General features: G+C 44.0%; 19 protein-coding genes. 6 read left to right on the top strand and 13 right to left on the bottom strand.

Going from position 1 to position 15,714, the window contains the following annotated elements:
• Positions 1–2: 2 nt before the first annotated feature.
• A complete protein-coding gene (locus R8G66_05285) occupies positions 3–1,202 on the bottom strand; it encodes an acetyl-CoA C-acyltransferase (GenBank protein MDW3191752.1) in 1,200 nt (399 codons plus the stop codon).
• Between the two features lie 371 nt (positions 1,203–1,573).
• Here R8G66_05285 and R8G66_05280 point away from each other — a divergent pair, with 371 nt between their 5' ends.
• Positions 1,574–1,987, top strand: coding sequence for a nuclear transport factor 2 family protein (locus R8G66_05280; GenBank protein MDW3191751.1), 414 nt, complete (start codon positions 1,574–1,576; stop codon positions 1,985–1,987).
• Between the two features lie 72 nt (positions 1,988–2,059).
• On the opposite strand, the gene R8G66_05275 is transcribed toward R8G66_05280, so the two are convergent.
• Positions 2,060–3,043, bottom strand: coding sequence for a nitrate- and nitrite sensing domain-containing protein (locus R8G66_05275; protein MDW3191750.1), 984 nt, complete (start codon positions 3,041–3,043; stop codon positions 2,060–2,062).
• A gap of 451 nt (positions 3,044–3,494) precedes the next feature.
• Here R8G66_05275 and R8G66_05270 point away from each other — a divergent pair, with 451 nt between their 5' ends.
• On the top strand, positions 3,495–3,851 hold the full coding sequence (locus tag R8G66_05270; GenBank protein ID MDW3191749.1) for a DoxX family protein: 357 nt from the start codon (positions 3,495–3,497) through the stop codon (positions 3,849–3,851).
• Positions 3,852–4,263: 412 nt separating this feature from the next.
• A complete protein-coding gene (locus R8G66_05265; GenBank protein MDW3191748.1) occupies positions 4,264–5,004 on the top strand; it encodes a hypothetical protein in 741 nt (246 codons plus the stop codon).
• 123 nt (positions 5,005–5,127) lie between these two features.
• Here R8G66_05265 and R8G66_05260 read toward each other — a convergent pair whose 3' ends face one another.
• The 5 genes from R8G66_05260 to R8G66_05240 form a co-directional block, all read right to left on the bottom strand.
• Positions 5,128–5,334, bottom strand: a complete 207-nt coding sequence (locus R8G66_05260) for a hypothetical protein (GenBank protein MDW3191747.1) — start codon at positions 5,332–5,334, stop codon at positions 5,128–5,130.
• 7 nt (positions 5,335–5,341) lie between these two features.
• Complete coding sequence (locus R8G66_05255; GenBank protein ID MDW3191746.1) at positions 5,342–5,485, bottom strand: hypothetical protein; 144 nt, start codon at positions 5,483–5,485, stop codon at positions 5,342–5,344.
• 131 nt (positions 5,486–5,616) lie between these two features.
• Entirely contained in the window at positions 5,617–6,399 is a 783-nt protein-coding gene (locus R8G66_05250; protein ID MDW3191745.1) for a prohibitin family protein, read from the bottom strand.
• A gap of 20 nt (positions 6,400–6,419) precedes the next feature.
• Positions 6,420–6,824, bottom strand: a complete 405-nt coding sequence (locus tag R8G66_05245) for a hypothetical protein (GenBank protein MDW3191744.1) — start codon at positions 6,822–6,824, stop codon at positions 6,420–6,422.
• 136 nt (positions 6,825–6,960) lie between these two features.
• Positions 6,961–7,275 (bottom strand): hypothetical protein, encoded by a 315-nt coding sequence (locus tag R8G66_05240; GenBank protein ID MDW3191743.1) that lies wholly within the window; start codon positions 7,273–7,275, stop codon positions 6,961–6,963.
• Positions 7,276–7,952: 677 nt separating this feature from the next.
• On the opposite strand from R8G66_05240, the gene R8G66_05235 reads away from it, so the two are divergent.
• Positions 7,953–8,480 (top strand): mechanosensitive ion channel, encoded by a 528-nt coding sequence (locus R8G66_05235; GenBank protein MDW3191742.1) that lies wholly within the window; start codon positions 7,953–7,955, stop codon positions 8,478–8,480.
• A 208-nt stretch (positions 8,481–8,688) separates the two neighbouring features.
• Here the strand turns inward: R8G66_05235 and R8G66_05230 are convergent, their stop codons facing one another.
• Positions 8,689–8,850: a hypothetical protein gene (locus tag R8G66_05230; protein ID MDW3191741.1), complete on the bottom strand. Its 162-nt coding sequence runs from the start codon at positions 8,848–8,850 to the stop codon at positions 8,689–8,691.
• 99 nt (positions 8,851–8,949) lie between these two features.
• Between R8G66_05230 and R8G66_05225 the strand changes: the two genes are divergently transcribed.
• On the top strand, positions 8,950–10,029 hold the full coding sequence (locus tag R8G66_05225; GenBank protein MDW3191740.1) for a phospholipase D-like domain-containing protein: 1,080 nt from the start codon (positions 8,950–8,952) through the stop codon (positions 10,027–10,029).
• 51 nt (positions 10,030–10,080) lie between these two features.
• Here R8G66_05225 and R8G66_05220 read toward each other — a convergent pair whose 3' ends face one another.
• The 3 genes from R8G66_05220 to R8G66_05210 form a co-directional block, all read right to left on the bottom strand.
• Entirely contained in the window at positions 10,081–11,622 is a 1,542-nt protein-coding gene (locus tag R8G66_05220; protein MDW3191739.1) for an amidase, read from the bottom strand.
• A gap of 96 nt (positions 11,623–11,718) precedes the next feature.
• Positions 11,719–12,150, bottom strand: a complete 432-nt coding sequence (locus R8G66_05215) for a hypothetical protein (protein MDW3191738.1) — start codon at positions 12,148–12,150, stop codon at positions 11,719–11,721.
• A gap of 103 nt (positions 12,151–12,253) precedes the next feature.
• Entirely contained in the window at positions 12,254–13,465 is a 1,212-nt protein-coding gene (locus R8G66_05210) for an NADH:flavin oxidoreductase/NADH oxidase family protein (GenBank protein ID MDW3191737.1), read from the bottom strand.
• Between the two features lie 181 nt (positions 13,466–13,646).
• On the opposite strand from R8G66_05210, the gene R8G66_05205 reads away from it, so the two are divergent.
• Complete coding sequence (locus R8G66_05205; GenBank protein ID MDW3191736.1) at positions 13,647–14,003, top strand: hypothetical protein; 357 nt, start codon at positions 13,647–13,649, stop codon at positions 14,001–14,003.
• A gap of 105 nt (positions 14,004–14,108) precedes the next feature.
• Here the strand turns inward: R8G66_05205 and R8G66_05200 are convergent, their stop codons facing one another.
• Together R8G66_05200 and R8G66_05195 are read right to left on the bottom strand one after the other, a co-directional pair.
• Positions 14,109–14,726 (bottom strand): hypothetical protein, encoded by a 618-nt coding sequence (locus tag R8G66_05200; protein ID MDW3191735.1) that lies wholly within the window; start codon positions 14,724–14,726, stop codon positions 14,109–14,111.
• A gap of 139 nt (positions 14,727–14,865) precedes the next feature.
• Complete coding sequence (locus tag R8G66_05195) at positions 14,866–15,459, bottom strand: hypothetical protein (protein MDW3191734.1); 594 nt, start codon at positions 15,457–15,459, stop codon at positions 14,866–14,868.
• Between the last annotated feature and the right edge of the window lie 255 nt (positions 15,460–15,714).

Below are 15,714 nucleotides of genomic sequence, written 5' to 3'. Positions count from 1 at the left end.
GTTTATACGCGTTCTATTACCGTAGCATACCCTTGTCCCACACCCACACACAAGGTACATAGGGCGTATCTGGCGTTGCGTTCGTGCAACTCAATGGAAGCGGTTTGCAACAATCGAGTGCCAGTCATTCCGAGCGGGTGCCCGATGGCAATGGCGCCTCCATTAGGATTTAATCTTGGATCCTGATCTTCCAGCCCCCAGGATCGGGTGCACGCCAGCACCTGCGCCGCAAATGCTTCGTTCAGTTCGATGATGTCCATGTCGTCCATGGTGAGCCCTGCTTTCTTTAGCGCCTGAAGTGACGCTTCTACCGGGCCCACACCCATGATACGAGGTTCTACTCCGACCACCTGAGAACTGACTATTCTGGCTTTTGGCGTCAAATTCATGTCCTTTACAGCCTTTTCGGAAGCAATTAACATGGCCGCTGCTCCGTCATTGAGTCCTGATGCATTTCCTGCCGTCACCGAGCCATCTCGCTTGAAGGCTGGTTTGAGCTTCGCTAATCCCTCTATGCTTGTGCCTGCTTTGATGAATTCATCCTGATCAAAAACAATCGGATCTTTCTTTCGTTGTGGAATGCTAACCGGAACAATTTCTTTCGCAAGACGACCATTAACTCTGGCCGTATCTGCCTTCTGTTGGCTCCATACGGCAAACCTGTCCTGGTCTTCACGACTGATGGTATCACGTTCTACCAGGTTTTCGGCGGTTTGTCCCATGGCATCGATGCCGTACTGTTCCTGCATTTTGGGGTTCACAAATCGCCAGCCAAAGCTGCTGTCATAAAGCTTCGCATCTGCTCCATAAGGCATTGCGGATTTTGACATAACCAAAGGCCCACGGGTCATTTGCTCGACACCACCAACAATGAACAGGTCTCCGTCTCCGGTCTTGATGGCCCTATGTGCATGGATAGCAGCTGACATTCCTGAAGAACACAAGCGGTTCACTGTCTCACCAGGTACCGTGATAGGCAATCCAGCCAACAAAGCCGCCATTCGTGCTACATTACGGTTATCCTCCCCTGCCTGATTTGCACATCCAAGAATCACATCAGCAATCTGAGCAGGATCGATATCGTTGCGATTCATCAATTCCTGAATAGGGATCACCGCAAGGTCGTCAGCTCTGACTGGCGCAAGGGTTCCTCGAAATTTTCCAATAGGGGTACGAACAGCGTCGACAATGTAGCTTTCCATCAATTGACTGGGGTTAATTCAATTCAGCAGCAAGGTACGACGATTTACCCCACCTCACCAAACACCCTTTGGAATTCAACCCATCAATTCCCACAAACCACATGATACACTATCAATATTGAATTATTCTACAAGAAAGTTTGGGCGACCTCTTCTGAACTCATTCATTTGATCTTCGCAAACTCCAGACTCCAACTCCGATGTGTGGGCTGAAATAACTATGTTTAATTCTGACTGGAGTCGTAGCAATAAGTAACCACTGCAACTCGTAACTCAGCTGACATATCCCTCTCTTCCATATCTGACCAAGAACCAATTCTTTCAGTGTTCATGTTGACTGGTTTTATCACTCAAATTGGACTTTTAGCACCATGGAAATCAGACAACCCGTTCCTCCTTTTACGCTCGAAACAGCGAAACAAAAAATACAAGCTGCAGAAGATGCCTGGAACACGAAAAACCCGGAAAAGGTAGCGTTAGCTTACACACCAGACAGTGTGTGGCGAAACAGAGACCTCTTCATCAATGGACGGGCTGAGATCGTTGCATTCCTCACCGACAAATGGCAAAAAGAACTCAACTACAAACTAAAGAAAGAATATTGGGCACATACAGACAACCGCATTGCCGTACGGTTCGAATATGAATACCAGGACAAAGACGGGCAATGGTGGCGAGCTTACGGTAATGAAAACTGGGAATTCAATGAACAAGGGCTGATGCAAAAACGATTTGCCAGTATTAACGACTTAGCCATTGAGGAAAACGATCGGAAGCTGAAGTAATTCAGTTGACCCATCTATATGGTCCGAAAACCTCTCAATAGGGATCTTCTGTAAACAAAAACCTATCCCGGTCTACACCGAGATAGGTTTAATCATTTCTTTAAGTTTCGTTTCCGAGCAGATTACTCCCCTTTCCCTTCGAAAAGTGCCGGCTTGAATGTGATCATTGACCACCACTACCTGATCGGTCAAAAAGTCCTCGACATTCTTCAGTAATTCAATCTTCTTAGTGATCGTTGCGAACCAATAAATCGGGTCTTCATCCATATCGGCATTCTGATACATCAAGTCACGCATCCTCTCTACCTCATCCACCGCACTTCCTTTCACCGTATTTTCGTAATGCGACTTACCATCTGCGTTTACAGTTACCAGAAAAGCATCGATGTATGAATTCTGGGCGGCAACCAGGGTAGAAAATCGACGATAAAGTTCTGCGTTCAAAGTTCCCAGGGAAAAGGCCTGTGACCCAACCGCACGCTCAATACCCGCACGTTCTTTGGACTTAAGGAAGTTGATGTATGCTTGCACTTCTCGTGTAACATCCGAGTTCTCACTGGTTGGGATCACCTGATCCAATGCATTCAGCGCGAATGTGTTAATTTCCGTATATCGGTCAATGGCCTGGTTAGAGGTCAAACGAATTTGATCCACCTCGGTCCTGATCTGCTCGATTTCTCTTAACAGCCGATTGAGTTCATTGATCGTTTGTTGATTTTCAGCAATTATTTGAGCCAAATCCGGATCAGCCAAAGCTGATTTATAGTTGTCATATTGTTCGTCCGTCAATATTCGTTGATCATTCAACTGATTTCGGAAAGACTGGTCCTGATTCGCCAGGAAACCGGAAGAGTTACCCCGTTCTTTCTGGATTTCATGCACCAGATAACTGACACGAGTCGAGAGCGTTACTCCCTTCTCCAGTTTGTCCATGGATTGAGACAGGCTCAAGCTGTCCAGTGTTCGAATTAAGATTAGATAAAGTACCCCCGCCAATAGCGGGAATGTGATCAATAGGATTTTAGCCCTGATCGAAAGGTTATAAAGTGACCGCATGTCTGTAAGTGGTTAAGTGGTTGATCTTACTTTCCTATAGTTTCTGGCTGCTGGCTTTGCTGGTTCAGTACTGCTGGAAATAACTAGTGAGGCTGGATGAAAGTTAATTAAATTAATTCAGAACTTATGTTAATCAACCCCACATAGATAGCGTGCTAATCTGTACAAGTCCTGAAAATTCGGTGAACGGGAAAATAAACAAGATGAAAGGGTGAAAATATCCAGTAAAGGAAATTACTTAACCCAAAACCTCTACGTTAACAGTCATTAAGCGTACGCGAATCATCAAAAAACCTACCCAAAACGCCATAAATACACCGTAGAGGCTATTTTAATGAATTACAAACGTTTTCATTTCGAAACAGATTGACTTCCATGTGACACCCGGTCATTTAATAAGTATACCGATAACCAGGATATCGTAATCTTGTGGTCTTTTAAGCATCAACTTATGAAGATCAACAAAATTCTTTATTGGCTCGGCACGATCGTCATGGGGATGATCATGGCCTTTTCCGTCACCATGTATCTCACCAAAACGGCAGCCATACAAGGTGCTTTTGAAGGATATGGCTATCCGGCCTACCTAGTTATTCCCCTGGCCATTGCCAAGATCCTCGGCATGGTCGCAGTAATCTCCGGATTGTCACGTACCCTTAAGGAATGGGCCTATTTCGGATTTTTGATCGACTTTGTATTGGCAGCTACTGCACACCTGACCAGCGGTGATGGCGGCGGTCTTTTTTCATTTATTGCGCTAGGTGCCTGGGTGGTCTCTTATGTGTTTTGGAAAAGGAAAGAGGGGTAATTTCAAAATCTAACAGCGTTAAGCTGTATGCTGCAGCATGCTGCGCTTGATTGCGTCACGCTTCCGCAGCTTCGCGGAAGGCTGCGCGCCATTGTTTCACCCTTCTGCAAGCTTGCGGAATGTCGCGCGCGTTTGTTTCTGGGTTCTGCAAGGCTGCAGAAAGCTGCGCGCGATTGTTTCGAGGTTCCGGGGCGATGCGGAAAGCTGCGCGCCATTGTTTCGAGGTTCTGTGTTGATGCCGAAGGATGGGCGGCGATGTTTTGACGAGACCATATGGGCACGCCCTACTCTTTCATATCAAAATCAGATCAACCAAACAGACCTACCCGACTTATGATTTTTTAACAAGGGCAACAGGCACATCACCAGTAACCCGGCGTTGTTAGGGTGTCAAAACTTTAACAACAATCAAATGAAGCAATTACTGTTAAGCCTTTTTCTATCCGCTGGTTTTCTATATTCATATGCACAGGATGCGCTTACACTCGATAACCGAATTTTAGGAGGAGGTTTGTCTTTTTCTCAAAACGATGCATCTGATGTGTACCCCTTTTCGAATGATGTGATACCAGGCGAAAATCGTAACAATAAGCACACTGCCTTTTCATTCACTCCTTATTTCGGAAGGTTTTATCAGGATCATAAAATGATTGGATTACGTCTTCACCTAAATCGATCGGAATCGCAATCTGAAAACTTATTCGATGATAGAGAACATACCCATCAAGTTTCACGCAATGCGATAAGTCTGGGTGGATTCCTGCGTCAATACATTCCATTTACAGATAAATTTGGCGTTTTCCTGGAAGAAGGGATCGATGTAGGAAGAAGTACTTTCGAAGCATCTAATAGAAGTCTGGACCTGGAGGACCCTGCCTTTCCCAGGGTTTTTCGAAATGACCGGGAAGAAACAAAGGCCTGGAACGGATCCATTGATGCGGAGTTTGGGATCTACGTATTTGTTTTGGATAGACTGTCCATCGAGACACGTTTGGCTCGATTTTACCTTGCCTATTCCGATACTAAACTCACGCGTAGTGATCTCTTCAATGATGAAACCAGAACTGGAGAAGGAAGCAACACCAGCGTTAATTTCAATCTGGTGAATAACTTCTCTTTTGATCAGCTATTCACTCTGAATTATTATTTCTGATCAGGTCGTTTAGTATTTGAATTGATTAAAAAACAAGAACCGGGGGCATTCCGAGGAGTAGCCACACCGGTTCTCTATCAGTAAACCTCTACCACTACTGATTCTATGATCTTAACCCTCGGTTTACCGATCAGCCCACCAGGCGGTGAGTCGTTTGCGTTTGTTTTTTAGGGCCATGTCCATCAACAGGATCAGGGCCGTCCACCAGATCAACTGATCAATGATGACCCGGGACAGTTTCATTTTTTGCTTTTTAGAACCAAACTGGTAGCTGACACCCTTCCTGTTTACACTTTGCTGATTGATCAAGATGATTGTATTTACTCCCATATGTAAATCAACTTTCAGGATTCATCTCAGATTTATAATTACCCTGATTGATCATTCGTTTGTTCTGCTCATCGAAGATCCATTTGCGGTCCTTCATTTTCAGGTAGACATACCTGCCATATGCACTTAGATAGACATCACCACTTTTCATTTTTATCCATTTTTTTAGTTCTGGTTATTTTCCACTCCGATTTAAATGAGGGGCACCCGGCGACAGGTACCCCCACCACTTGTCCAGACAGTATCGTCCGAACGCTAAACATGCTATGATAGCATGCACCACTATCTTCCGCCCGGATCTACCAGCATGGGTGATTGCCCATCGGTCATGATCACCTTGGTATTAGGCGACTTGCTCAACTCTTTGAACGCCTCAATGCTCTGCCACTGAATGATCTCCCCAGTCAATCCTTCGGAAATGATGCGCTGAGCATCTCTGATCCCTTTGGCTTCAATGATCTTTCTTTCTGCTTCCAGTTTTTCACGATCCAATAAGAATTTCATACGTTGGGCATTTTGCTCCGCTTCCAGCTTGTCCTCTACCGCTCGCGCCAGTCCTGGAGGCAAGGCGATGTTTTTCATGAGCACTGCCTCAATCTCAAAACCACGAGGTTCCAGCAATTCGTTCATTCGCTTGGTGATCTCCGTTTCAATGTTCGCTCTTTGTGCAGAGTGCATGTCTTTGGCATAAAACCGGGAACAAACATCTGCTGCAGCAGAACGGAACACACTACTGATCACTCCAGGTTCATTACCAATGCCGATCTGTTCAATGATCAGGGGCACCATCTCAGGTTTCACCCGATACAGTATAGAGATCGCTGCCTGCACATTCAACCCCTCTTGCGAGGGTAAGTGGGCCGTAATCTCCATATTAAGGGTTCTAATCGGCATCTTGAGCACCCGCGTGACAATTGGATTATATCCTACTGCTCCGGGTGTAATGATCTCCTGATCCAGCCTTCCTACCTTGCGCTTCACACCAACTTCACCTTGCCTGATCACTGAGCAACTTGCCAGTCCTGCTATCACCGTTAGCATGATCATGATTCTTATCTTTCTCATAATTTTCATTGTTTAGATGTTTAAAATGTGATTTGAATTGAAGGTGCCAGATTGTTTCGATGATTGATTGGATGGTTCGAGGAATTCACCTGAGAAACATTGACGATTCTCATTACTGGTGTTGTATCACTGGAATCTGAGAGGATGCCCGGTACAGGTTTACCTATATAAGCATAGGTCATGGTTAATGGCATCTCTTTCAGAAAATGGGGGCTATCCACCCCCAATCGCTGATACACCTCTTTTTTGAATAGATTTTCATTGATAGCCTCCCGCTCAGCAAATGTTCGATCCACTTTGAAGGTAAGTAACTGACTATGATCAGCAGAAGGCGGTTGCCCTTCGTTTTGGTTCTCCTGCGCTACAAGGATCATAGGAATTGACACCAATAGCCACAGGCTGAGGAATATATGCTTATCAATCATGGTTTTGGTTATGTTTTTTGTGCGATCAGCTGTAGAAATATTTCACTGAACGGAAGAATAAGCTTAATTCAGCTAAATAACATTTCAGAACAGTTGCGCTGATTTAGAATCGATTTAACAGAAATTATGGATCGACCTAATTCCGGAAAGTGCAGCATTGAATGAATCTCGGTGTACGAGATAATGCTGCCTGAGATGTGTTTTTGATAAAAATTGGGTTGAACGAAGAAGAACGGTCGTACGTTGATTTCATGGACTGATTGCCCTTTCTGACAACTTGTCTGGACCGAGCCACGAATTCGCGAACCTCCCCTTCTTCTATGGTTTCAACCTCGATGCGTGATTCCGATGAGGAAGCATGAGAAAAAGCATGATAAGCCACCAGATCGCCTGACATGAGCAGCGCCCCTATCATGACAATCATTTGACTTATTTGTTTGATTTTTCTCATATCATGGTTGAACGAGAAAAATGATTGATCGGATGGATTTACACAATAAATATACTTTTATATTTATTATAGAAATTATAAGCGTATTTTATATTTGAGTAAATCCCAAGGCTATACCCGGGCTATGCTTTTAATTTAAGGAAAATGCATCGTCATTGCGATGGCACCGGCCACCGGCTGGCGATCGGACCGCCGAAGCGTCAATCTCAAATTAGCTTTCGAAGCACAAATGCAGAATAGACTGCCGCTCGGCGGTCCGATTCAGTTCTTCGCAGTGACGTATCTTAACTTAATAGCATTGTGTACTGGGGTGGGGAAAGAATTGTCTACTGGAAAAGCCAGTTGGATGACTTTGGACTTAGTTGTTTTACGGAAAACATGCTCATTGGTATCGACTGAAAGTTAGTGTACCAATGAGCACTAGTGCTTACTCGTAGAGTGATTTGGTTGCACCTTTCACACTTACTGCCTGTTTTTTCGTCAACTTTTTCATAGTCATTTCCTTTTAATATTACTATTGGGTAATGTACCGATAAATAGACACAATGAAAAGAAGATCCGAACTTCCTTCAGAGGAACTAACCATTATTATGGATTATCATATGACGGTGAAATTACTCCAATAAAAGTCTTATTTTCACTTTAACGATAAACCTAAGACCGATAAAATACTCAAGATGCTTGAGCAACTCAAATCCAATGATCAGCTCGTCCAGATTGGTCTGACGCTATTAACCGTCTTGCTATTCCTACTGCTACGACTGCTGTTTTCCCGTCGGGTGGTGAAGCGAGCACTACGGTACAATTTTGAAGATACACGCACCATTTATATCAAAAAAGCCATCAATGCAGGCCTGACAGTATTAATGCTCGTTGTATTGGGCATCATCTGGGAAATCTCGTTGAAAGGTCTTTCGTTGTATGTCGCTTCCGTACTTACCGTAGTTGGTGTGGGATTGTTTGCCAACTGGTCAATCGTCAGTAACATCACCGCATCTGTAATCCTGTTTTTCTTTTTCCCGTTCAAGATCGGCTCCAAAGTCAAGATCATGGATGGCGATAACTCTGCAGAAGGAGAAGTATTGGGCGTCTCTCTGTTCTCCATACAAATTCGGAGGGCTGACGGGCAGGATATCTACTACCCCAACAACCTGGCTATCCAAAAATCGATCGTTCACCTCAAAGAGTCCAAATCGGAATCTTAGTCAACCCATAAAACTGTAAACGTTATTTAGTAATCAATAATTAGTACAATTTATCGAACGATTATTACCAATCATCGATTTCACGTGTCTTGAATCATTTTTTGTGCGAATTTGGTAAAACCCAAACCACCAATAACCGATGAATAATCCGTCGAATATTCAAGAGCATCTTACTGCCTCCGAATGGAGAGATGTAATATTATTGATCTCAGGCCTGGTGCTGTACTTTATCGTTGGCTAATTTCGGATCAAACCGAATTTCTGGCGAGGAATGTAATGCTTCACTGATCTCCAGGTGATTGAATTTATCGGTTATTTCTACACGGAAATCCGCATGATCCCTAACTTTTGATGCAAAGAGCCATTTCATTTGGAAGATTTATAATCCAAACAGCTATTTTACCCAAAATCGGGTATTGCACGTCGCCGCTTTTTTAAGGAAATTAGGAGTTCATAAATTCGTCTTGCTATGCCTGTAACTATAGGAAATGTTAATCTCTACATGGGGCCACATACTTTGGGAGCTCCGGACAACCTGGAAGAAACCATCGTTGATTTCATTGAAGGTGCTGAAAAACGGCTTGAAATCGCTATCCAGGAAGTGGATAACTGGAACATCGCCAATGCCATCATAAAAGCCAAACAACGTGGCATCACCACCACTGTAGTGCTGGAAGGAGATTATCTGAAGTCTTATCCTGGACTGAAGAACCCATATCGCGAAGGAGGAAGCCTGCAACACAATAGAGAGATCATGGCCACCATGATGCGGGCAGGGGTGAATGTCAAACTAGATTTTAACACAAGCATCTTTCATCAAAAGTTCATTGTCAGAGACAGGGTATCTGTCCTTACAGGTTCTACCAACTTTACTTACACGGGGGTAACGAACAATCTCAACCATATTTTCGTCATTCATGACAAAAAAATTGCGGTTCTCTATTATCGTGAATTCAAGGAGATCATGCAGGGTCATTTTGGGAAACTTAACGAAGGACACGACAAAATTCCGGATATCGAGGAAGTTTCGGAAATCCCAATAAAAGTGTTGTTTGCCCCTGATCACAATCCCGAGATGGAAATCATGAAGCAAATGGCCAAAGCGACGAATCGGATCGACTTTGCCATCTTCACGTTCTCGCAATCTTCAGGAATTGATGATCAAATGTTGTTGAGTGCCAGAGCCGGAGTAAAAATCAAAGGTGTCTTTGAAAACAAAGCAGGTAATCAGAAGTGGGCTGCTACCAAAGTTTTGGACAGAGCAGGTATCGATACGTACTTGGCTTCTAAACTGGTGCATGATGAATTTCCTGAAAAGCTGGGAAAACTTCACCACAAATTGATGATCATAGATGAGCAGGTCGTGATTGGGGGGAGCTTCAACTATACGGGCCCTGCCAACGCGTTGAACGATGAAAACATCATGATCTTCGGAAATCTGCATGAGACCGATCCAGCCAAAATCAGCAAGCAAAAAGAATTTGCATCTTACGCCCTGAAAGAAGTAAACCGCATCATCGAAGTGTTTGGCAGAGAGGTATACACTTAAAAATCATCATTGCTCAGCGCCATCGATAAAGTGGCGCTGAGTAATTTCACTTTACTCCGAAGCTACCAAAACAGGCGATTTCCTCCATTTTGTGCCTTGCTCGTAAGCATAAGTCAATTTGATCAGTGTAGGCTCATCATACATGCGACCCAAGAACTGCAGGCCGGCTGGCAAACCGACATCATTGTATCCCATAGGTACAGTAAACGCGGGTTGGCCAGTATGTGGTGAAATCACCTGATTGTTGTCCCCTTTGTATTCTTCTGCGAAATGATCAATCCGGGCGGGCTGATTGTTCCAGGACGGATAGATGATCGCATCCAGCTGCAATGAGTCCATGACCGATTCTATGGCTTCCCGAAATGCTACTCGATGAACATCCTGGTACACATCCTGGCATTCTGCATCTGATTCGCCCCACCTCCCACTGGCGGTAGTACTGTTGGATAATTGTCGGCGTGCATATTCCGAGGTAGTTCCGATACGAATGATATCTTCCAGCGTTTGGATCGTGTCACTATTCACGTAAGTCTGCAGAAAATCTTCTAAATCCGTCCTGAACATGGCACACCATTGATTTTGACGCACCGCTGCAAAATTTGGAACAACAACCGGATCAATTACCTCTGCTCCTAAAGATCTCAGGTCCGCTATGGCCGCTTCAAACATACGTTGGATATCGGGATCGGTATCCTCATCACTCAACTCACGCAATACCCCGATCCTTGCATCCTGTAATCCATTTTTATCCAGATACTGTTGGTAATTGACTTGTGCTTTTCCCTCAGAATAAGTTGTAAGCGGATCTTTGGGGTCTACCCCAACCATGACTTCCATGATCCGAGTCGCGTCCTCAACCGTACGGCACATGGGGCCTACCACGTCATTTCTCAGGAACAGTGGCACAATGCCTTCTCTACTGATCAATCCCAGGGTAGTCCTAAAACCGACCAAAGCATTGTGTGAAGAGGGTCCCCGGATTGAATTACCTGTATCTGTCCCTAATCCGCCGAGCGCAAAATTGGCCGCAACAGAAGCTCCAGTTCCACCGCTCGAACCTGCGGGTACATGCGCGAGGTTATAAGGATTTCTAGTTGTCCCTATGGTAGAACTCTCCGTATGCATCGCAGAAAATGCCCACTCCGCCATGTTGGTTTTTGCCAATACGATAGCCCCGGCATCCTCTAATTGTTGGATGATATAGGCATTGTCCTCAGGAATGAAATCCTTTAATGCCAATGCTCCTGCTGTGGTAGGCAAACCTATGGTGTTGATATTGTCCTTCACCACAATTGGAATCCCGTGCAGTGGCCGGAGTACTTTTGTCTCTTGAAATTCCTTATCCAGTGCTTGGGCCTTTGCGATTGCCTCAGGATTGATAATCGAAATGGAATTAATCGCCTGGTCAGAAGTTTCAATTGTTTTGATGTAAGCCCGAACCAACGCCTCACTACTAAAGGTTCCGTCAGCATAAGCTGCATGTATTTCAGTAATGGTTAGTTCTTCCAGATCGATTTCCTGCGAAGCTGGTGCTTCACAAGAAAAAAAGAAGAGGCAAAGAACCAGGTAAGCGTATAAAAATGAATTTCTCATGAGATAAAAAGCCAGGCAATGTGGTCATCAAATATAGTGACCTGGTCCACATGATTGAGCCAGACAATTGATGAAAGGATTTACCCTTTTACCAAATCACCTGGATAATCGATAATACTTCTCGATGTTATAATACTTGACATTCAAGTCTGCCACCTCCTCCACTCCTCTGGTGATCAATGTGTCCCCATCGATGGTGAATGTCAATTCAAAGTGATTACCCTCCCATTCACGCAAAGTGAAGTATTCGAGGTGTTCTGTATACACATTTCCTTCGAGGGTATATGTACCTCCACCTGCTACAAACAATTTACTGGTATCCTCTGGTGCATTCAGGTCATGTCTTAGGAATGCGAAATGAGTAGCGTTAATGATTTTGATCATTTCCTGGTCCGTGGTGTAATTTGTAACCGTGGTGTCCCCATCCTGAATGATTGTTCCGGAGATCAACTTCCAGGTGCCCACGATTAGATGTTGTCCCTTTTCGGAAACTTCAAGCTTCTTAGGGTCTTTTATACACCCTATCAAGAGGATAATTATGATAGTATTAAGTAGTAGTTTGACTTTAACCATAATGAAGTGAATTACAAAGTAAGAGCGGATATATAAAGAAGGAGTTGCCTACTTGTGATCAAAACCACCCTTTCCGCATCTCATTCCAGGTGAGGCGGAGTACAGCCAGATAAGGACTGTAATTAGGCCTCAAAGGTTTATCTGAAGCCAGTTGATGGATCTGATAATCGTAGAATCCGCCTTCAGCAAAATCTTTGAGCATCTTGATGGGCATATGGAATTTAGCATCGGCTACTCGTCCATCAGGGTTTTCTACGAATTGTTTGGGAAAGTCACGATCCACCAGAAACGGCCGGGCAAAGCCAATCATTTCCAATTCCTCATTACCAAGCACTTCTTCACAGAAAGCTCGGGTTCTGAATCCACCTGTAATCATCAAAGGTAGTTTTGTTTTCTCACGCACTTGCTTCGCGAAATCCATAAAGTACGCCTCGCGTTGTTTCGTCGATTCCTTCTGATAGCGTTCGGTCAGGAACTTCAGGTTTTCATAGGTTCCGCCAGATATCTCTAACAAATCAATGCCTAATTTTTCCAACTCTCCGATCACATACAAAGAATCTTGTTCATCAAATCCACCTCGTTGAAAATCAGCACTGTTTAACTTGACCGATATTGGAAAAGCATCTCCAAGTTCAGATCGCAATCTCTTCACCATATCAAACAGCAATCTTGCTCTGTTTTCAATGGCCCCACCATAGTCATCACTTCTTTGATTGGTCAGAGGTGACAAAAACTGACTCAACAAATAACCATGGGCAGCATGTACCTGTACGCCCGTAAAACCTGCTTGCTGACAAAGCAGTGAAGTACGCACAAACCGATCTTCCACGTCCTTAATTTGCTCCAGGGTCATGGCTTTTGGTTTTGCAAACAGGCCCATTTTCTTCAACTGAATAGCAGAAGGGGCAATGGGTTTAAACGTGGAAAATATGCTCGCCTGTCGACCGGCATGACTGATCTGCGCCCAAATGTGGGTGTCGTTATTCTTTCCTTTGGCCACCATTTTCGACAAAGGTTCCAGGCCAGATCCATCTTCCAAAACAATGTTACCGGACGCTTCTTTGTATCGAGGGTCGACCAGAATGTTTCCCGTGATCAACAGGCCTGCCCCATTGGACGACCATTGATCATAGAGATTCACCAAGGCTCTTGTTGCTTGTTGCTTACGATTGGCCAATCGTTCCGTCATTGCCGCTTTGGCAATCCGGTTCTTGATTGTTACCCCACATGGAAGGGTTAAGGGTTGATTTAATGAATTGGAATTTGACATAAAGCAGGGTAAGCCTTAAACATATGCAATGAAGTGCGATTCCTCCAAATTCAAGCTCCCGATCTATAAAACCTTAGTTTTAAATATACCCTGATCACCCAGGCAATATTCCCATTTAATACTATCAGATTTATACATGTGATAGTATTACCTTTTTTTGATGTCACATTAATCCGTCTAAATGTCCGTCAACATTATCTCACACAAAGGAAAGTCCATCGTCCAGGCAGATTATTCTGTTTGCACCAATCAGGAAGAACTACTCGCCAAACACCTCGAAGTGGAGCAAGTGATCAGAAAACAAGGTAAGGAAGTTTTGACCCTGGTAGATGTAACAGGCACCAGCCTCAATTCTGAATTCATGGCCGCGGCCAAAGATCTTGCCAGAAGAACATTGAACGACCATGTTCCCAAAGGAGCTATTTTAGGTGTGACTGGGCTTAAAAAAGCATTGCTTTTGGGATTCAATGTAGTTGCTACGATCAAGTGGTTGCCTTTTGATACCCAGGAGGAAGCCATGGATTACCTCATAGAATGAAGTAGATAAACATGAAAAAGCCCCTGATCTCTCAGAGGCTTTCATTTCAATTATTTCACAGCGATCTTAGGTGCATTGAAATGGCCACATAAACAACGGACCTACTCAATAGACACTTCTGAATTTCACCTTATCAAGAAAATGCCCTCCTACTTTACCATATCCACCTTCTTGTGGAAACGGAGGATTTGCAACGATGGTACCTGTCCCCTCACAATCTTCATATCGGGCGGTGATGGTCACTTCCGTTATTTTGTTGTCAAATGATGCATCTACCATTCTGGGTACTTCAGCGGAATGAGGATAGTAGTTGGTCGTTCCATCCTCATACTTCAGCAACCATGCGTAAGTTGTTCCTGAAGGCCAACCTCCGGTAACCTCCAGAAAAACAACATCATGACCGGATTCAACCCCGGAAATGTAGGTATCTGCATTCCAGTATATACTGGCTTCCTCATAGTCATCACACGTGAGAGGAGGAAGAGGATCACCAGGATCTCCGCCAGGTCCACCACCAATCGGATCAATTGGGTCATCTATCGGAAATCCATTGTCATTAGGATCTACCCCATCGTCCGCATCTATGTCATCATCGATAGGTCCTTCTTCAAAACCCATTCCTTGTGTGGTATCCAATCCATTGGGGCCAACCTCTTCTACACCACAGGCATAAAAGCCCAATGTGGCAGCAAAAACAAACAACGCGATTACTAGTTTTCTCATTTTACTAATTATTTAATGAATAAAAGTTTTACTGTAATTGCCGTAGCTGCAAAAGGTAAACACCCCTGGACTAAAAAAATCAAAAAAAAGCCCCTGATCTCTCAGAGGCTTTCATTCTTTAAGTGACTATATCACGTTCTTATTTCCGTTTGAATTTGATCTTATCCAGGAAATGAGGACCTATTTTGAATTTCACTCCTTCGCTTGGAAATGGCGGATCTGCAACCATAGTACCCGTTCCTTCACAGTCTTCGAATCGGGAGGTAATCGTCACCTCAGTTATTTTGTTGTCAAATGACGCATCTACCATTCTGGGCACCTCAGCAGAGTGAGGATAATAATTGGTTGTTCCATCCTCATACTTCAGCAACCATGCGTAAGTCGTTCCTGCAGGCCAACCCCCAGTAACATTTAAAAAAATAACATCATGACCTGATTCAACTCCGGAGATGTAGGTATCAGTATTATAGTATAAACTGGCTTCTGGATAATCGTCACAAGTAGGATCAGGTTCAGGGTCTTCACCTCCACCCCAATCTATAGGATCAACCAATATCGGATCACCATTAGTCGGATCTGCTCCTTCGCCATCCCCTTCAAATCCAGCACCGGGATCTCCGAAATCCATACCTTGAGTGGTGTCTAATCCTGTGGGACCTACTTCTTCAACGCTACAGGCATAGAAGCCTAGCGTGATGGCAAAAACAAACAACGCAATTACTACTTTTCTCATTTCACTAATCATTTATTTTAACAAAAGTTTTACTGTAATTGCCGTAGGTGAAAAAGGTAAACATAAAATTTTCATGAATTTTAAATATCGCGTAGAGTAAGGATTAGTATAGCTCGAAACCCGGCCCAGGAACCCATTAAAACCACCAGGTTCAATAGGAAAAATTTGGATAACATCAGATATCCCAATGGTGATCCCAAGAAATTGGGATCACTCAAAATAATTAACAATCCTTCCAGTTTCTTGTTATTATTT

The organism is Cytophagales bacterium (assembly GCA_033344775.1).
In the GTDB taxonomy this organism is placed as follows: domain Bacteria; phylum Bacteroidota; class Bacteroidia; order Cytophagales; family Cyclobacteriaceae; genus JAWPMT01.
This window is presented reverse-complemented; position numbering and strand designations above follow the sequence as displayed.